This window comes from Pseudoscardovia radai, assembly GCF_002259605.1.
In the GTDB taxonomy this organism is placed as follows: Bacteria; Actinomycetota; Actinomycetes; order Actinomycetales; family Bifidobacteriaceae; genus Pseudoscardovia; species Pseudoscardovia radai.
The window spans coordinates 260,538-278,886 of the sequence record NZ_MWWR01000004.1; the positions used below are offsets into that span (position 1 = coordinate 260,538).

At 64.8% G+C, this 18,349-nt stretch carries 15 protein-coding genes and 1 tRNA gene; 10 read left to right on the forward strand and 6 right to left on the reverse strand.

Features of this window, described 5'->3' with window-relative positions; translation table 11 throughout:
- Positions 1-277 precede the first annotated feature (277 nt).
- The 3 genes from PSRA_RS03065 to PSRA_RS03075 all read right to left on the reverse strand — a co-directional run bounded on the left by PSRA_RS03065 (position 278) and on the right by PSRA_RS03075 (position 3,626).
- Positions 278-1,978 (reverse strand): ABC transporter substrate-binding protein, encoded by a 1,701-nt coding sequence (locus tag PSRA_RS03065; protein ID WP_143516311.1) that lies wholly within the window; start codon positions 1,976-1,978, stop codon positions 278-280.
- A gap of 113 nt (positions 1,979-2,091) precedes the next feature.
- The gene (nth, locus tag PSRA_RS03070; protein ID WP_094660478.1) at positions 2,092-2,721 is read right to left on the reverse strand and encodes an endonuclease III; all 630 of its coding nucleotides are present in this window, start codon (positions 2,719-2,721) and stop codon (positions 2,092-2,094) included.
- A gap of 143 nt (positions 2,722-2,864) precedes the next feature.
- The gene (locus tag PSRA_RS03075; RefSeq protein WP_094660432.1) at positions 2,865-3,626 is read right to left on the reverse strand and encodes a winged helix-turn-helix transcriptional regulator; all 762 of its coding nucleotides are present in this window, start codon (positions 3,624-3,626) and stop codon (positions 2,865-2,867) included.
- Positions 3,627-4,074: 448 nt separating this feature from the next.
- Between PSRA_RS03075 and PSRA_RS03080 the strand changes: the two genes are divergently transcribed.
- Positions 4,075-4,965, forward strand: a complete 891-nt coding sequence (locus PSRA_RS03080) for a hypothetical protein (RefSeq protein ID WP_094660433.1) — start codon at positions 4,075-4,077, stop codon at positions 4,963-4,965.
- 140 nt (positions 4,966-5,105) lie between these two features.
- On the opposite strand, the gene PSRA_RS03085 is transcribed toward PSRA_RS03080, so the two are convergent.
- Positions 5,106-5,600 carry an inorganic diphosphatase gene (locus PSRA_RS03085; RefSeq protein WP_094660434.1) on the reverse strand — a complete coding sequence of 165 codons (495 nt, stop codon included), beginning with the start codon at positions 5,598-5,600 and terminating at the stop codon, positions 5,106-5,108.
- 372 nt (positions 5,601-5,972) lie between these two features.
- Between PSRA_RS03085 and PSRA_RS03090 the strand changes: the two genes are divergently transcribed.
- Positions 5,973-6,959: a L,D-transpeptidase gene (locus PSRA_RS03090; RefSeq protein ID WP_245834850.1), complete on the forward strand. Its 987-nt coding sequence runs from the start codon at positions 5,973-5,975 to the stop codon at positions 6,957-6,959.
- Between the two features lie 80 nt (positions 6,960-7,039).
- Here the strand turns inward: PSRA_RS03090 and PSRA_RS03095 are convergent, their stop codons facing one another.
- Positions 7,040-7,984, reverse strand: a complete 945-nt coding sequence (locus PSRA_RS03095; protein WP_245834851.1) for a LysR family transcriptional regulator — start codon at positions 7,982-7,984, stop codon at positions 7,040-7,042.
- Between the two features lie 395 nt (positions 7,985-8,379).
- On the opposite strand from PSRA_RS03095, the gene PSRA_RS03100 reads away from it, so the two are divergent.
- Entirely contained in the window at positions 8,380-9,915 is a 1,536-nt protein-coding gene (locus PSRA_RS03100; protein WP_094660435.1) for an aspartate ammonia-lyase, read from the forward strand.
- A gap of 821 nt (positions 9,916-10,736) precedes the next feature.
- Here PSRA_RS03100 and PSRA_RS03105 read toward each other — a convergent pair.
- Positions 10,737-10,813: transfer RNA gene (locus tag PSRA_RS03105), tRNA-Met, on the reverse strand.
- Positions 10,814-11,142: 329 nt separating this feature from the next.
- Here PSRA_RS03105 and PSRA_RS03110 point away from each other — a divergent pair.
- The 7 genes from PSRA_RS03110 to PSRA_RS03140 all read left to right on the forward strand — a co-directional run bounded on the left by PSRA_RS03110 (position 11,143) and on the right by PSRA_RS03140 (position 18,349).
- Entirely contained in the window at positions 11,143-12,183 is a 1,041-nt protein-coding gene (locus tag PSRA_RS03110) for a homoserine O-succinyltransferase (RefSeq protein ID WP_094660436.1), read from the forward strand.
- Between the two features lie 883 nt (positions 12,184-13,066).
- A complete protein-coding gene (atpB, locus tag PSRA_RS03115; protein WP_094660437.1) occupies positions 13,067-13,900 on the forward strand; it encodes a F0F1 ATP synthase subunit A in 834 nt (277 codons plus the stop codon).
- Positions 13,901-14,001: 101 nt separating this feature from the next.
- Complete coding sequence (gene atpE / locus PSRA_RS03120) at positions 14,002-14,232, forward strand: ATP synthase F0 subunit C (protein ID WP_094660438.1); 231 nt, start codon at positions 14,002-14,004, stop codon at positions 14,230-14,232.
- An 80-nt stretch (positions 14,233-14,312) separates the two neighbouring features.
- A complete protein-coding gene (locus PSRA_RS03125) occupies positions 14,313-14,852 on the forward strand; it encodes a F0F1 ATP synthase subunit B (RefSeq protein ID WP_094660439.1) in 540 nt (179 codons plus the stop codon).
- A gap of 16 nt (positions 14,853-14,868) precedes the next feature.
- On the forward strand, positions 14,869-15,687 hold the full coding sequence (locus tag PSRA_RS03130; RefSeq protein WP_094660440.1) for a F0F1 ATP synthase subunit delta: 819 nt from the start codon (positions 14,869-14,871) through the stop codon (positions 15,685-15,687).
- A 59-nt stretch (positions 15,688-15,746) separates the two neighbouring features.
- Positions 15,747-17,408 carry a F0F1 ATP synthase subunit alpha gene (atpA, locus tag PSRA_RS03135; RefSeq protein ID WP_094660441.1) on the forward strand — a complete coding sequence of 554 codons (1,662 nt, stop codon included), beginning with the start codon at positions 15,747-15,749 and terminating at the stop codon, positions 17,406-17,408.
- A gap of 2 nt (positions 17,409-17,410) precedes the next feature.
- Positions 17,411-18,349, forward strand: coding sequence for a F0F1 ATP synthase subunit gamma (locus tag PSRA_RS03140; RefSeq protein ID WP_094660442.1), 939 nt, complete (start codon positions 17,411-17,413; stop codon positions 18,347-18,349).

The window sequence follows — 18,349 nt, forward strand, 5'->3', positions numbered from 1 at the left end:
GTGTGATGGCACCCGCTTTATGCGGTTTTGGGGTGGTTTCTACGATTTTTGGCCTGAAATGGCGTTCGGCGGGTGTGGCGGCACCCGCTTTGGGCGGTTTCGGGGTGGTTTTTACGATTTTCCGGCCTGGAATCGTGCAAAGTGGGTGTGATGGCACCCGCTTTGGGTGGTTTTGGGGTGGTATTGACGATTTTTCGGCCTGAAATGGCGTTCGGCGGGTGTGATGGCACCCGCTTTGCACGGTTTTGGGGTCTGGGCAGACGATTTTCCCGCCGCGTCAGTTCACGTGGAGGGCGGTGAGGTCGAGGCGGTCGGACGAGTACAGGGCGGGCATGCCGGTGAGGGTGCTGCGCGAGGCGGCTACGGGGGTCGACACATAGAGCCACACATAGGGGCTGTCGGTATCGAGCCGGTCGGCGAGCGCGGCCACGTCGTTCGCATAGTCGGTTCCGTTCGTGGCGGCGGCGAGCCGCGCGCGCAGCTCGTCCGCCTCGGAGCTCGTGTACTGTGCCACGCCGTTCGGGTCGCTGATCCGGGAGATGTCGCGGCTGTCATCGAAATGCACGATCGTCATGTCGTAATCGTGTTCCTGCGTCACCTGCCGCTCGTAGGAGGCATCGTCGAGCTGCGTGCCGAAAACCCACCAGCCGGCGGCCGACAGCTGCGCGATCGCCTGCTGCGCCACCGCGGCGTCGGACTCGCGGTACACGAAGCTCAGGTTCATGGCGAGCGACGAGAAGAACGCGCGGCTGGATTGCGGATCGTAGGAGACGGCGGGGGAGATGTCGCCGGCGCCGGGGTCAAGCGGCGCGACGGCTTCGCTCAGCGTGCCGCATGTGGCGCCGCACCACGAGACGATGCCCGCGGTGTCGATCGCCTTGCGCGCGGCCTGCCGCGACGCCACGTCCGCGAAATACGTCTGTCCGCCCGAATGGAACGCAATCGCCGTCTTCATGGTGGAGCCCATTGTGGTTTCGCTCACGCCCTCGACGCCGTCCAGCGACGCCAGCGCGTCGGAGTCCGCGGGCAGCACGGCGTCCACCGTGCCGTTTTTCACATCCTCGACGGCGGACTGTCCGTCGGCGTAGGCGCGCAGCGTCACGGTGCGCGGGTTCTCGGTGTGGCCGGACGCCCAGTACGCGTCGTTGCGCTCAAGGGTCAGCGTCTGCCCGGCATCGAGCGCGCCGATGACGTAGGGACCGGAGCCGGCGACGGGCGTCGTGCCGTCGCCTTGGTCCTCCTCGTCCCACACTATTCCCGCGCGGCCCGACAGGCGCCAGGGCAGCGTGGGGTCGGGCGTGGACAGGGTGATGGTGACGGTGGAGGCGTCGGTCTGCGTGACGGAGGCGAGGCCGGCCAGCGCGTCGGAGCCGAGATAGGCGTTCTGCACGGTCTGCTGCAGGGACCAGACCACGTCGGAGGCGTCAAGCGTATGCCCGTTCGAGAAACGGATGCCATCGGCGAGGTGGAAGGTGTAGGTCAGGCCGTCCTCGGAGGTCTCCCACGATGTTGCAAGGCCGGCGACCGCGTTGTTCGAGGCGTTGCGTCCGCAGATCGTCTCGTAGACGTTGCCGACGAGGTACTGCGCCACGGCGTCCTCGGAGTCAGTGTGCACGTCGAGCGAGGAGGGCACGGCGTCGACGGCGATGGTGACCGATGCGCCCGTGGCGCCCGACAGGCGCCGCACGACGGGGTTGTTGTGCGAGACGGTCATGCCCCAGACGAGCCAGGCGGCGAAGCCGAAGACGATGAGGCATGCGGTGAACACGATCCATCCGCGCGCGGTGGCGCGGGTGGCGGTGCGGGCGGCAGCGCGCTGCGCACGGGCAGACGATGGCGCGGATGTGGGGGTGGACGATGTGGCCGGCGTGGACGTCGGGCCAGATACTGGCGTCTGCGTCGGTTCTGCCGCGGGCGTTGGCTGTTGTGGCTGGGCGAACGTCCGGGAATCCATGCCATCGTCGTGAGAAGTGCTCATGTTGCCCACTGTACGTGCATGCCCCAACGCGCGTGGCTCCGATTGCGCCGTGTCTGGACCGTGGATTCGCCCCGCGCTTATAGGCGATTGCGATCATGATCCACGGCTTGCGCTCAGATGATTCCGGCGCTGGGGCAGGTTCCGGCGAGCGGGCAGCGGCCGCATTCGGGGTTGCGCGCGTGGCAGGTGTCGCGCCCGTGGAAGATCAGACGATGCGACAGGTCCGTCCATTCCTCGGGCGGGAACACGGCGCAGATCTCGCTTTCGATGGCCACGGGGTCGGGCTTGGACGAGCGCCAGTCGCGGCGCCAGCGCAGGCGCCCCGTCACGCGGATCACATGCGTGTCGACGGGGAAGCCGGGAATCCCGAAGGCGTTGCCGAGCACCACGTTCGCCGTTTTGCGCCCCACGCCAGGCAAGGTGGTGAGCTCCTCCATCGTGCGCGGAACCTCGCCGCCGAAATCGTCGAGAAGCGCGCGCGACAGGTCGATGGCGCGCCGCGCCTTCATGCGGAAGAAACCCAAAGGGTGGATGATGCGCTCCACGTCCTCCGTGCGTGCGCCCGCCAGCTGCTCGGGGCCGGGGTAGCGCGAGAACAGCTCGGGCGTGACGGTGTTGACCATGCGGTCCGTGGTCTGCGCCGACAGCATGGTGGCGACGAGCAGTTCGAACGGCGTTGAGAAATCGAGCGCGCAGCGCGGCTCCGGGTAGACTCCGCGCAGGATCTCGTATTCGTCGTGCATGCGCGCTGTGCGCTGGGCCTTGGTTTCACGATACGATGCGCCCCGTGATGTGCTCCGTGTCGCGTCCTGTGTTGCGCTTGGCGTGCGGGTGTTGCCGTGCGCAGAGGAGCTGCCGCTGCGGGCGGAGGATTCGGATGCGTTGCTCATGCGGCGGATTCGGCCGGATCGTCGGACTGGTCGAGGCCCATCTCGTCCGCGTGGTCCTGCGGCGGATCGAAGCGGTAGCCCACGTTGCGCACCGTGCCGATGAGATGCTCGTACTCGCCGCCCAGCTTCGCGCGCAGACGACGGATATGCACGTCCACCGTGCGCGTGCCGCCGTAGTAGTCGTAGCCCCACACCTCCTGCAGCAGCTGCGCGCGCGTGAACACGCGCCCCGGATGCAGCACGAGGTATTTGAGCAGCTCGAACTCCTTGTACGCCAGGTCGATGGGCTTGCCGCGCAGGCTCGCGGTGTAGCCGTTGGTGTCCACCACCAGCTCGCCGCAACGGATGACGCCCTCCTGCGTGTCGAACGACGAACCGCTGCCCGACACGCCGCCCTGCGCCGGCATCGGGCGCCCGCGCTCGGCAATCAGACGCAGACGCGCCTCTATCTCGGCCGGGCTTGCCGAATCGATCACGATGTCGGCGATTCCCCATTGCGCGTTGACCACCGTGAAGCCGCCTTCGGTCAGGATGAGGATGATCGGGGTGGACAGCCCGGAGGCGTGGATGAGCCTGCACAGGGTGCGCGCGCTGGCGAGGTCGTCGCGCGCGTCGATGAACAGAATCGTGGATTCAGGCATGCGGACCAGCGAGGCGGCGTCCAGAGGAAGCACGCGGACGCGGTGAGAGAGCAATGCCAGGGACGGCAGGACCGACGCGGGGTCCTCTGCGTTCGTCATCAAGGTCAGGTCTGTCACGGCTGTGCCTTTCATGCATGCTGTTGTGGTATGAGCCAGCAGTGGTGTGTGGTTACATTGTTGCGCGTTCGGCGCGTCTGTGATGCGGTTATGTCACAAGGTTTCGGTCGGTTATCAGTTTAATCACGCCCAGATTTCGGGTTATGGTGCGCAAATTAACCTGATGTTTACGCACGGGGCCGCATCGTGGAACAGGAATGCCCTATGACGCCGGCATGCCGTGCCCCCGGTCCGGACCCGCGTGGCCCCGATCCGGATTCCGGTCCGGACCCGATGCGATCCCCTCGCACCCCGCCTCCGCCGCCGTTCCGCCCGCCTCTGCCGCGCGCGGTGCGCGCCGCATGCGACGGCCAGGCCCGACCGCGCGTAAGCTTGGTGGAAGCGCCGTGGTGTGCGCCCATGATAGGCCGCACTCCGGGGTGGCGCGTCGATATGTCAGGAGGATGAGATGGTCGAGCACACCGAGAAGCCCGACACCGAGAAGCCCGGCGGGGCCCCCGAACGCACCGGATCCGCATCGGATGCATCATCGGGTGCATCGTCGGCCACCCGGCACCGCAGGCGGACCACGCACACGCCGGACGCCGCCGCGCATGCCGCCACCGCGGCGCCCGCCGCGCCAGGGCCGCAGACCGCGGGCCTGGGCAAAGGCATGACCATGCGCGTCCTGCTCGTGCAGCTCGTCGGATACCTGTGCATGGCCGCCATGTGGTTCGCGCCGGGCGTTTGCACCGCCTACCTCTCGCCGTCCCCGTGGACCGCGCTCGAGGCCTTCGTCATGCTCCTCCTGTTCACCTTCACCTACCCCTTCCCGTTGCGCACCCCGTCGACCGTCGCCGCGCGTGTGGCCGCCATCGCGATGGGCGTGGGCGGCGTGGCCTTCAGCTTCCTCGACCCCCTGGGCGTGCACTGGCTTAGGTGGGTGGCCGCGCTCGCGGCTGCGCTGGTGGTCGGCGCCTTCCTGTACGAGCTGCTGCGTTCCTCGCGCACGCGCATGATTTACTCGCTGTCCACCACCGTCATGTCAGGGCTCGTGGGACTGTGCGGCATGGGATGGTGCCTTCTGCCGCAGATGCATCTGTGGCGCATCTGCCTGCAGCGCAACCCCCTGCGTGCGTGGTGCGTGGTGGCGGGGCTTGTGGCGGCGTTCGTCATGCTCGGCTGGGCCAGCGTGATCTGGTCGCGCCGCATCTCGATAACCGATTACGTGCGCGTGGCCGTCGAGCCGGGGCGAGTCATCCCCGGTCTGCGCCGCGTGTGGCTGTGCTGGGGCCTGATTCCCGTGCTTGTGTTCGGCGCCGCCGTCGCCGTCGCCGCCTGGTTCGTCGTCACCGCCTGATTGAGTCGCCGCCTGATCGCGTCGCCGGGGCACTCGTCACCGGAGGCGCTGGAAAGATTGGAAATAAGAAAGCCGCACCGTGTTCGGGGTGCGGCTTTTCGTTACGCTGCGCTGGGTTGCGCTATGCAGCGGCGCGGAGCTTACTTCTCGGAATCGGCGAGGCGCTTGCGGGCGGCGACGATCTCCTCCTCGGCCTTCGCGGCGTTGGTCCAGTAGGAGCCCGGCTTGACTTCCTTGCCCGGCTCGAGGGCCTTGTACTGCGAGAAGAAGTGGTCGATCTCCTTCTTGTGGAACTCGGAGACATCGTCGATGTCCTTGATGTCATCGAAACGCACGTCGGCGGGCACGCACAGCACCTTGTCGTCGCCGCCGGCCTCGTCAACCATGTGGTACAGGCCCACGGCGCGGCACTCGATGACGCAGCCCGGGAACACCGAGTTCGGGATCATGACGAGCGCGTCCAGCGGATCGCCGTCCTCGCCCAGCGTGCCATCGATGTAGCCGTAGTCATCCGGGTACTGCATGGAGGTGAACAGCGTGCGGTCCAGACGGATGCGGCCGGTCTCGTGGTCGACTTCGTACTTGTTGTGCGAGCCGCGCGGAATTTCAACGACGACGTCGAAGGTTTCTGCCATGGTTATCTCCTTGTTGCTTCCCGGGACCACCCCGGGTGTCCGTATCAAGGATACGCGCGGTCCCGGTCTTTGTGATGCCTTCGTGACGGACCACGTGTTGCCCTGCTTGTTTTGGTACGATGATGCGGGTTTGACGCGGAGTGCCGCGCGGCGGTGCGCAAGGCGCCGCATACGATTGAGAAAGACGATGGAACTGGACGATTCGGCCGGTCGAATCCGACGGTCGCCCGGATGATGCAGGGTCCTGGTGCCAACAGGCGGGACGGACGAAAGGTACGTATGAGCGCGAGAAAAGGATCGGGTCACGACGCCGGCAGGCGCCATTCGGGAGCGTCGTCGCAGCCGCCGCGTCCTCCGAAAAGGCGCGGTCAGGTGCCGCCGCCTCCGCCGGCGCGGAATCACACAGCCGACCGCCGCCATGATGCGCAGGGCCGCGGCCATGATGCGCAGGACTCCCGTCATAACGATGCCCGTCGCAACGATGTACGCCGTGATATCCCGGCGTCGCGTGCTGCGCAGAACGACCGCGCCCGTCGTCGCGCCGACCAGGCCGGCCAGTCGGGCCAGGGCGACCGCGGGGATGCCGGGAATCGCGGGGATGCGAAGAAAGGCACGCGCCACGCGTCCCGCGAGGACCGCGCGCGCAGCATCGCGCGCACCCGCCGCCTCACCGTTTTCGGCATGCTTGCCGTCGGAATCGTGGTTCTGAGCCTGCTTGTGGCGCTGTCGGTGGCGCAGACCAACCGTGCCGTGCTGCGACACGCCTCGTATGGCGCCGAGCAGGCCGTGGCCGACACCATGCCCGCGGAATCAGGTGCCGCCGACGCTAGTTCCGCCGATGCCAGCGCCAGCTCCACGGATGCCAGCGCCAGCGCCGATGCGACACCCACCGACGCCCCATCGTCCGACGACTCCGCCACCACCGCGCAGGCCATCGACTGGCAGGGCGCCTCGGGCGGCGCGTACCCGGATATGTCGCAGTACGACTCCGACAACCTTTCCGTGCAGGTCTCCCTCGCCGAGCAGCGCGTGTATATCAAGAACGGCGACGACACCATCTACACCATGATCTGCTCGTCCGGCATGGACGGCACGACTCCCACCGGCACGTATTACATCCAGAGCCGCGGCGAATCGTTCTACAACCCCAACGAGCAGATGGGCGCGAACTACTGGGTCAGCTTCTACGGCGACTACCTGTTCCACACCGTGCCCACCGATATCAACGGCGAGTACATCGTGTCGGAGGCCGAGAAGCTCGGGGAGCCCGCCTCGCACGGCTGCCTGCGCCTGACGGTGTCGGACGCACAGTGGTTCTACGCGAATATCCCCGACGGCACGCGCGTCGACATCGCGTAGCTTGATCGACATCGCGTAGCTTGGCAAGGGGCGGGGAGCCTGGCCTCAGCGGGGCGTGGCGCTTCGGCGCGGGTCATGCCTCAGCGCGGCGTGAACGGAAGCTTCACGAGGATCTGATCGTTGCGCGAGGCGGCGGAGATCAGCCTCGTCACCGCAATCGTCGCCAGCTCGCGCGTGATCGGAGACATCTCCCAATCGTGGCGCGTCACCAGCGCGAAGGTGTCGAAAATCGGATGGTCGAACGGCGTGATATGCACGTTCGTCGGGAAATTCGACGCCTCCGCCACCGCGCGCGGCACCATCGTCTCGCCCAGGCCACTGGCCACGAGCTGCACCGCCGAATCCACCGACTCCACCTCGATCTGCGGCTCGAGCGTCACGCCGCGCAGCTGCGCACGCTGCGCCAGCTGACGGCGCGAGGGATCGTTCCAGCCGTGATGCGCATCGTAGAGAATCAGCGGCTCGTCGGGGATCCGCTCCACGCTCATCGGGCGCTCGCAGCGCTCCGCGCGGCTGCTCGCCCACACGATCTCCTGCTGCATGAGCAGCGTGGAGTCGAGGTCATTGACGGGAACCGGCAGGCACAGGAGCCCCGCCTCGAGCTCGCCGGAGCGCACGGCGTCCGCCACCTCGAAGGAGTTCTGACCGACGAGGCGCAGGCGCACATTCGGGTGGCTGCGTCCGAAATCCGACGCGAGGTCGGACAGGCCGTAGTAACTCGCGTTGCGCAGGATTCCGAACGACACCGTGCCGCTTTCACCTGTGACGAGCGCGCGCAGGGCCGCGTCCGCGCCGAGCTCGCCGTCGAGCATGCGCTTGGCCCAGGGGATGAGGGTGCGGCCGGCGGTGGTGGGTACGAGGCGGCGGCCGGCGCGCACGAACAGCGTGATGCCGTATTCGGTTTCAATGCGCCGCACCTGCTCGGAGACGGTCGGCTGCGTCATGCCCAGATACGATGCCGCCGACGTGAACGATCCGAGGGTGGCGGCGTAGTAGAAGGCCTGGATCTGGGTGAGGGTCATCATGGGGCGGGCGGGTGTCCTTTCGGGGTGGGGTGGGGTGGGGGTGGGCGTGCGGGGTGTTTCGGTTGTGTTACGGTTTCCTGCGTCGGCCGGGCCTTGCGAGGGGTATGCGCCGGCGCGGATCGGATGCCCGGCGCGGGGAGTGCAGACGATTGCGCGGCGCGTGCGCAGCCGCGCGGATGCTGGGTTCCGGCGGCTCGTCGGGAATCTCGGCCGGCGCTCCGGTGAGGCGGCGAGGGAATCGTGGATACTCAAAGTATAGGTTTTGCCTATGGCAAATCAAGGAACTAGGGGTCTTGTAGATGGTTTTGCGCGATCCTATTCTCGCTTCACGTGAGGTTCACCACACGGCAACCTCGATATCCGCAGCCCCATCGGCGTATACATAAGGACAAGCCATGACCCACCAGATCGCAACCCAGAACACAGACATCGACGTGGCGGACAAGCCGCTGGACGCCGCCTCGGCCGCCTCGGCCAAGCCGGCCTCCGGCGCGGAGGCCACCGGAACCGCCGCTTCCGGAACCGCCGCCGTGCGCATCGAGCACGACTCCCTCGGCGCCAAGCAGGTTCCCGCCGACGTCTACTGGGGTGTGCACACGCAGCGCGCGATCGAGAACTTCGCCGTCAGCGGCATTCCGGTGAGCAGCCACCCCGAGCTCATCCGCGCGTATGCGCTGATCAAGCAGGCCTGCGCCCGCGCCAACGCCGAGCTCGGCGGCATCACGGCCGAACAGCTCGAGCTCATCGACCAGGCGTGCAGCGAGATGTACGCCGGCGACTTCGACGACCAGTTCCCCGTCGACGTGCTCCAGGGCGGCGCCGGTACGAGCACCAACATGAACGTGAACGAGGTCATCGCCAATCGTGCCCTCGAAATCGGAGGTTACCAGCGCGGCACCTACACGCCCGTGCATCCGAACGACACCGTGAACAAGTCGCAGTCCACCAACGACACGTACCCGGCCGCCTGCCGCCTCGCGCTCGTGTTCGCGCTGCGCCCGGTCATCCGCTCCGCCCGCGCGCTCGCCCTGTCGTTCCAGAGGCTCGCGCGCCGCTCGAGCACGATGGTCAAGCTCGGCCGCACGCAGCTGCAGGACGCCGTGCCGATGACCTTCGGGCAGGAATTCGGTGCTTTCGGCACCGTTCTTGACGATGACGTGGCCAAGCTTGCGTCCCAGATCGACTCGCTGTGCGTGCTCAACCTCGGCGGCACCGCCATCGGCACCGGCATCTGCGCCGACGCGCGCTTCCGCTCGCTCGTCGTCTCCAAGCTCAGCTACGTGTCGGGCCTGACCATCCGCGAGGCCAACGATCCGATCGCCGCCACGAGCGACATGGGCGACTTCGTCGATCTTTCCTCGCAGCTCAAGCGCCTCGCCGTGCACCTGGGCAAGATCGCCAACGACATCCGCCTGCTCGCCAGCGGCCCGCAGGCCGGACTCGCCGAGATTCACATCCCTGCGCGCCAGGCCGGCTCCTCGATCATGCCGGGCAAGGTGAACCCGGTGATCCCCGAATGCGTGAACCAGAGCGTGTTCACGATCTTCGGCATGGACGCCACCGTGACCGCCGCCGCCGAAGGCGGGCAGCTGCAGCTCAACGCGTTCGAACCCGTCACCGTGCACATGCTCCTGACCGGCATGGGCGTGCTGGCCCACGCGATGGACACGCTGCGCGTCAACTGCGTGGACGGCATCAAGCCCAACGAGCGCCTGGGGCGTGAGCGCGCCGAGCGGTCCGCGTCGATCGCCACCTCGCTTAACGGCTACCTCGGCTACGAGGGCGCCTGCCATCTGGCCAAGCGCGCGCTGCGCGAGGGGCGCACGGTCAAGGACGTGGCGCTCGAGGAGGGCAATGTGCGCGCCGAGGTACTCGACGATGTGCTCGATCCGATGAACCTGACCCGCGCCCACATCGGCGGCGGCCGGTGAGCGACGCGCGGGGCGCGGGTGCGTGCCTGCGCGCGCGGGGCGCGGCGGGGCACGCGCCTTCTCCGTAACACTGTGATGGGTTGCGGACGGAAAACACGATTTTCCGGCTCGAAAACGTCCGATTATGTCCGTAAGCCGTCACATTGTTCCGGACATGGGAACACTGTGATGGGTTGCGGACACGAAGTCGGGTCGGTTCCGCCAACAGTGTCCTTGGATGGTTCCTCTAGTGCCAGTGAGGGTCACTGTTGGCGCGGGAATCGTTGGGAATGCTGGTCTTTTTCTGGAACGGTGCCTCTCGTTGGCGGCTCCCGTGCCGGTGAGAGGCACTGTTGGGGTGGGTGTTGTTGGGAATGCTGGTCTTTTTCTGGAAGGGTGCCTCTCGCTGGCGACTTCCGTGCCGGTGAGACCGACTGTTGGCGGGGGAATCGTTGGGAATGCTGGTCTTTTTCTGGAACGGTGCCTCTCGTTGGCGGCTCCCGTGCCAGTGAGAGCGACTGTTGGGGTGGGGGTGGCGTGTTTGCAACGATGGGTTCGTCAACGGTGCCTCTCATTGGTTCCTTCCGTGCCAGTGAGACCGACTGTTGGCGGTGGAATCGTTGGGAATGCTGGTCTTTTTCCGTAACGGTGCCTCTCGTTGGCGGCTCCCGTGCCAGTGAGAGGCACTGTTGGCGGTGGAATCGTTGGGAATGCTGGGCTTTTTCCGGAAGGGTGGCCTTGGCTGGCGGCTGCAGTGCCAGCCAAGGCCACCGTTGGTCGTGTCGGCCGGCATTGGCGTGCGAAAACGAAAAGGTCGTTGCCCGTTTGGGCAACGACCTGATTGGTAGCGGGGCATGGATTTGAACCATGGACCTCTGGGTTATGAGCCCAGCGAGCTACCGAGCTGCTCCACCCCGCGTCGGCTGCCGTTTCAGGCAGCGCCTACTACTATAACGGTCAACGCCGGAGCGTCAAGCCTCGGCGTGTCGTTGTCATGGGGCTGTGCCCGGACCGTGTAGAAAACACGATTTTCCCACTGCGTTTTCGTGATTCCAGGCCTCCTCGCACCCGCCTCCTCGCATCCGTATCGGCGGGCGGGGCGTGAGGGGAGCGGGAGAATCGTGTTTGCTCGCCGCGCGCCAAGCTCGCGCCCGACCGCGCCCACCCTGCGCGCCCGCCCCGCCTCCGCCCGCCACCATTCATCTACCAGCGAAGACGTGCCACACACCGATTCATTACAATAAAAACATGCCTATCAAGATACCGATGGGATTGCCCGCACGCGGTGTGCTGGATGCAGAACGCATCTTCGCTCTGGAGGATCCGGAGGCGGAGAAGCAGGATTTCCGCCCGCTGCGTTTCGTAATCCTGAACCTTATGCCGAAGAAGATCGAGACCGAGACCCAGCTGCTCCGTCTCATGTCCAAGTCACCGCTGCAGCTCGACGTCGACTTCATGCGCACCTCCACGCACACCGGGACGCATGTGAGCCACGACCACCTCATCAAGTTCTACGAGACGCTCGACTCGTTCCGCGACAAATGCTACGACGGCCTCGTCGTGACCGGCGCGCCCGTGGAGCATCTCGACTTCGAAGAGGTGGATTACTGGGACGAGTTCAAGGAGATTCTCGACTGGGCGTCGACGCATGTGTTCTCCACCATGTATCTGTGCTGGGGCGCCATGGCCGGCCTCAACTACCACTACGGCGTGCGCAAGCACCTCGAGCCGCAGAAGATCTTCGGCGTGTTCCCGCAGTATCTGATGGACGAGTACTGCTTCCTGACGAACGGCTTTGACGAGATTGCACTGCAGCCGCACTCACGCCTGGCATCCGTGGACGAGGACGACATCCGCGCGAACCCGGACCTGCAGATCCTCACATGGGGCCCCGACTCCGGCCCGGGCCTCTTGGCGAACAAGGACTTCTCCGAGGTCTTCGCGCTCGGCCACTGGGAGTACTCGAAGCGCACGCTCGCCGAGGAATACGAGCGCGACATGAAGAAGGGCCTCAAGAACGTGCCCTTCCCGCGCAACTACTTCCCGCATGACGACCCCACGCTCGAGCCGCTGTTCTCATGGCGCGCGCACGGCAACCTGCTGTGGCGCAACTGGATCAACTGGGTGTACGAAACGACGCCGTACGACCTCTCGCAGATCCCGACGCTGCGTCGCGAGAAGCGCCTGGGCACCGACCGCAGCCTGCGCCACGCCGCGGAGTCGCCGCGTAAGGACGATTTCGCGCCCTTCGCGCACGACGGCTACGGCCTGACGGAAGGGTTCCGGTAGAGCCGGCTTCGGATTGCGGTCGGCGCGGCCGATGCGCGGCCGATGCGCGGCTGGCGCGGGGCGGCGGTCTCCTATATAAGTAAGGAGGCCGCCGCCCCGTTCGTTTTTGGCGGATGGCGGTTGGTGGTGAGGATTCTTCGCCATGAGGCACGGTTTTCGTGCTGGGGCGGCGGCTTGGGCCCGGTTTGGCGGTTGGTGGTGAGGATTCTTCGCCATGAGGCACGGTTTTCGTGCTGGGGCGGCGGCTTGGGCCCGGTTTGGCGGTTGGTGGTGAGGATTCTTCGCCATGAAGCACGATTTCCCCGTCCATCGCCCGCGACCACAGGACGGCGAATCTCGAAGTGTGGTCTTGAGGGTCCGTTTGCACGTTCGTAACATGGACGTCATGTTCCGGCGGGGCGCGGGGTGGCGCGCGGGTCGGTCTTGCGGCCGGAAAATCGTGGGAAAACGGCAGGGGAGGCCGGCGGTCGAATCGTAGAAAACCTTTGGAATTCCAACGATTTCGCACTCCCCGCAGAACCTCGCGCGGCAGGGGCGCAACGCCCGGAGGGTTTCGCCTTAGGCAAAAAGAATCGGCCGAATGTCCAGTCTTTGGTCATTTCGCGTCCCGGAACGTCGCGCCGGCCGGAACGCAAGCATTTCCAAGGTCTCCGCGCCAGCCGTTCCATCTGGGAACGAAGAATACGCCGTCATACGCGCGCGCCGCGCACGCCCCGGAAAATGTGAAGACACTGTGTGCACGAACATGCCGAAAACGTTGGAAACACAACGTTCCCGACTGGCCGCCATGACGAAATCCGTAGCGATACGAAACAATTCGCCAATTATTCATGACTTGGAGCGGGGCTATAGTTACATCTGTCAAAAGAGGTAGGAGGCGTATATGACAGGTTCTGTCGGACTGAGTGTCCTGACGGCCGCGGGTGGACTCACCCTGGCTGACGGGCCCTCGGAGCTGCCTTCCATCGATGACTTCCTTCCCCCGGAAATACTTTTCCAGGGGACGCCTTTTGCAATGAACCGAATCATCCTCATCAGGGCGATCATGACAGTGGTCCTCCTGCTGGTGTTCGGCATCACTGCGAAAAGGGCGAAGCTGATCCCCGGCCGCTGGCAGGGGTTCGTTGAGTGGATGATCGAATTCGTCGAGTACAACGTGGTGTATTCCACGATGGGCGAGCTGCGCGGCAAGCGCTACGTGCCCATGTGCTGCACGATTTTCTTCACCGCCCTGTGCTTCAACCTCTGCGGCGTGATCCCGGGATTCAACATCGCGGCGACGGCGACCATCGCCATGCCGCTGATGTTCGCCCTGTGGACCCTCGTCCAGTACTGGCGTTCCGGCATCCGCTCCAACGGAGGCCTCGGGAAGTATCTGAAGAAGGAGCTGTTCCCCGCGGGCGTTCCATGGCCCGTGTACATCCTGCTGTCCCCGATCAAGTTCCTCGAAATCGCCGTCATCCAGCCGGGCGCCCTGACGCTTCGACTCTTCGCCAACATGGTGTCGGGCCATCTGACCCTGGCCACCGCGCTGGTGATGACGGATTGGTACATCATCCAGGTGCATAACGCTGCCATGGTGCCGGTCGGCATCCTGTGGTTCCTGTTCGGATTCCTGATGACTGCCTTCGAGATCTTCATCGCGGCCCTGCAAGCATTCATCTTCTCCGTGCTGACCGCTGTCTATATCAACAGCAGCTATCCGGAGGACGAGTAGGACCAAGCCCCTGCGGATACGCAGGGCGCGGAACCATTCATAAAGCAACTCATTTCGATGCTTAGAGCAGACATCCTGTCTGCGTTAAGAAAGGAAAAACAATGGATCTCACTACCCTCGCAGAGGTTGCCGGTAATCTTTCCGTCATCGGTTACGGTCTGGCGGCCATCGGCCCCGGCATCGGTCTGGGCATCATGTTCGGCAAGGCGATGGAATCCACCGCTCGCCAGCCCGAGCTTTCCAACAAGCTCAACACCATCATGTACATCGGCCTCGCCATCATCGAGGTGCTCGCCCTCCTGGGCTTCGTCGCCTTCATCATGAAGAGCTAAAAGAAGGAACCGAAGCCGAAAGCCGCCGCGCCCTTCGCGCGCGGAACAAATAAGGCATGAGTTAAGGAAAGGAGGGATGCATGACGACTTTCGCAGAAGAGAATTCCGGAATCGACCTGTTCATTCCGAAGACGTATGACATCTTCTGGTCGCTCATCATCCTTGTCATCCTTGCGGTCTTCTTCTATAAGTTCTTCCTGCCGAGGTTCCAGAAGATTTTCGACGAGCGCGCCGAGAAGATTCAGGGCGGCATGGACAAGGCCGCTGCCGCCGAGAAAGAGGCGGCGGAGGCCAAGAAGAAGTACGAGGATCAGCTGACGCAGGCCCGCGTGCAGGCTTCCAAGATTCGCGACGACGCCCGCGCAGAGGCATCGCATATCATCGCCGATGCCAGGACGCGCGCCGAGCAGGAGGCCGCACAGGTCTCCGCGAACGCCCAGAGGTCCATCGAATCCCAGCAGCAGCAGGCCCTGGTCAGCCTGAAGGGCGAGGTCGGATCGCTGTCCGTCGCGCTCGCAGGCAAGATCCTGGGCAAGCAGCTCGAATCCGATGCCGTGCAGTCCGACATGATCGATTCCGTCCTCGGGGATCTCGAGAGCGAATCGGCCGACAAGAACTGAGTAAGGAGGTGACGGAATGCGCGGAGAGACTTCGCTGACCAGCGAGAGGGCGGCGCGTGAGAAATTCGCGCCGAAGCTCAAGGCCAAGGGCCTGGATGCCGGCCGGATCGCGGATGAGCTGTTCGGCTTCACCCAGATCCTGGACACGAACATCAAGCTGGAACGGGCGCTGACCGATACGTCCCGCCCGGCCGCGGATAAAACCCGGCTGGTCACGGATATCGTCAGCAATGCCGTCGATCCGCTGACCGTCGAGATTCTCTCCGATCTCGCCGCCCGTCGCTGGAGCCGTATCGCGCATATTGCGAACGCCACCGAGGACCTTGCCATCGACGCGCAGCTCTACCAGGCGGATGCCATGGGCTGCACGGGCCAGGTTGCGGTGGAGCTTGCGAAGATCCATTCGGCCCTGCTCAACCTGTCGGTGCTGCGCTCCGAGCTGTCGGACCCCCAGTCCGACCCCGAGAGGCGCGTGACCCTGCTGGACCACCTGTTCGACAAGGACCAGCTCAATCCGGTCACGCTGAAGCTCGCCGAGCAGGCCACGAGGGATTTGCGCAACAGGCGCTACCTGTACACGATCCAGTGGCTTATCGACAAGATCTCTGAGCATTGCGGCGAGACAGTGGTGACGGTCACCTCGGCCGTCGAGCTGTCGAGCGAGCAGATCAAGCGAATCATCGAGATTTATTCGAAAAAGCTCAATCGTCCTGTCCACGTGAACTCCGTCGTCGACGCATCCGTGCTCGGCGGCATCAGGGTTCAGTACGGCGCGGAGGTTATCGACAACACCGTCGTCGCCAAGCTGAAGAACCTGCAGCGTTCCGTGGCGTAGAACGAGAGAACTTCCATACGTATCCATACGTAGCAACTGAAGGAAATAAGGAGTGATCTATGGCTGAACTGTCCATCGATCCCGCCGCGATTCGTCGGGCGCTTGACGATTTCGTCGACTCCTACAAGCCCTCGGATACCCCGACCGAAGAGGTCGGATATGTGAGGACTGCGGGCGACGGCATCGCGCACGTCGAGGGCCTTCCCGGCTGCATGGCCAACGAACTGCTGAAGTTCGCTGACGGCACGCTGGGCCTGGCGTTCAACCTCGACGCCCGTGAGATCGGCGTTGTTATCCTGGGTGACTTCGCAGGCATCGAGGAAGGCCAGGAGGTTCGCCGTACGGGCGAGGTCCTGTCCGTCCCGGTCGGCGACGGTTATCTCGGCCGCGTGGTGAACCCGCTGGGCGAGCCCATCGACGGCCTGGGTGACATCAAGTGCGAATCCCGCCGTATTCTCGAGGCGCAGGCGCCGGACGTGATGCATCGTCATCCCGTCGACCAGCCGCTGTCCACCGGCCTCAAGGCCATCGACGCCATGACGCCGATCGGCCGCGGCCAGCGCCAGCTGATCATCGGCGACCGCCAGACCGGCAAGACCGCCATCGCGATCGATACCATCATCAACCAGAAGAAGAACTGGGAGACCGGCGACCCGGCCAAGCAGGTGCGCTGCATCTACGTGGCCGTCGGCCAGAAGGGCTCGACGATCGCCTCCGTGCGCGCCGCCCTCGAGGATGCCGGCGCCATGGAGTACACGACCATCGTGGCCTCCCCGGCGTCCGATTCCGCCGGCTTCAAGTACATCGCGCCGTACACCGGCTCGGCCATCGGCCAGCACTGGATGTACAACGGCAAGCACGTGCTCATCGTCTTCGATGACCTGAGCAAGCAGGCCGAGGCGTACCGTTCGATCTCGTTGCTTCTGCGCCGCCCGCCGGGGCGTGAGGCCTACCCGGGCGATGTGTTCTATCTGCATTCCCGCCTGCTGGAACGCTGCGCCCGCCTGTCCGATGACCTGGGCGGTGGCTCCATGACCGGTCTGCCGATCGTGGAGACGAAGGCGAACGATGTGTCCGCCTACATTCCGACGAACGTGATCTCCATCACCGATGGCCAGATCTTCCTGCAGTCCGACCTGTTCAACGCCGGCCAGCGTCCCGCCGTGGACGTCGGCATCTCGGTTTCCCGAGTCGGCGGCGCTGCGCAGACGAAGGCCCTCAAGAAGGTCTCCGGCACGTTGAAGATCTCGCTCGCCCAGTACAAGTCCCTCGAGTCCTTCGCCATGTTCGCGTCCGACCTGGATGCGGCCTCGAAGGCGCAGCTGACGCGCGGCTCCCACCTGATGGAGCTGCTCAAGCAGCCGCAGTACTCGCCGTACTCCCCGGAGCAGGAGGTCGTGTCCATCTGGGCCGGCACCCACGGGAAGCTCGACGATCTGCCGCTCGGGGACGTGCTTCCGTTCGAGAAGGGTATGCTCGAGTACGTCGACCACAACAGCGACGTCATCAAGACGATCGCCGAAACCGGTGACTTCACGGCCGAAACCGAGAAGGCGCTGGACAAGGCCGTGGACGACTACCGCGACACCTATGTCAAGCTCGACGGCACCCCGCTGATCAACAAGGACGACAAGGGCGAAGGACCGACGGCCGTGAAGCAGGAGAAAATCGTGCGTCACACCAAGAAGTCCGCCAAGAAGTCCGCGAAGGCGGGTAACTAGTCATGGCATCCCAACTCGCATACAAGTCACGCATCGCCTCCACCAAGTCGCTGTCGAAGATCTTCAACGCGCAGGAGATGATCGCGTCTTCGCATATCGCCAAGGCCCGTGACGTGGCCCTGGCCGCGAAGCCGTACTCGGATGCGATTTCCGATGCACTGGCCGCGCTGGTCGCTCATACGCACCTCGACCACCCGCTTGTCAAGAAGAAGGATTCGACCGACAACCCCCGTGTCGCGGTTCTCGCTCTCACGAGCGACCGCGGCATGGCCGGCCCGTACACGTCGAACGTCCTTCGCGAGACGGAGGACCTTCTCTCCCGCCTCGACAAGCAGGGCAAGGAGCCGCAGCTGTATGTCTACGGCCGTCGTGGTGTGAGCTACTACAAGTACCGCAACCGCGAGGTCAAGGCCACGTGGGAAGGCCATACCGACGCCCCGGGCGTGGAGGTGGCCGAGGAGATCTCGGACACCCTGCTCAAGGCGTATATGGCCCCCGCGAGCCAGGGCGGCGTGAGCGAGCTCTACATCGTGTATACCGAGTTCATCAACATGGTGTCGCAGAAGGTGCGCCTCCTGCGCATGCTTCCTGTGGAAGTGGTGGACAAGGAAATCGATATGAGCGATGCGAACGCCGAGGAGGAGGTCAAGGAGGCGCCCGACCTGACGGCGCCGCTGTACTCCTTCGAGCCGAGCACCGCGGAGGTCCTCGACAGGATCCTCCCCAAGTACGTGCAGTCCCGCATCCATGAGTGCCTGCTTACGGCAGCCGCGTCAGAAACCGCCAGTCGGCAGAACGCGATGCATACGGCGACGGATAACGCCAACAGCCTGGTCGATGACCTCACGCGCAAGCTCAACGCCACGCGTCAGGCCTCCATCACCCAGGAACTGACCGAGATCATCGCCAGTGCCGACGCACTGAATACCACAGAAGAATAG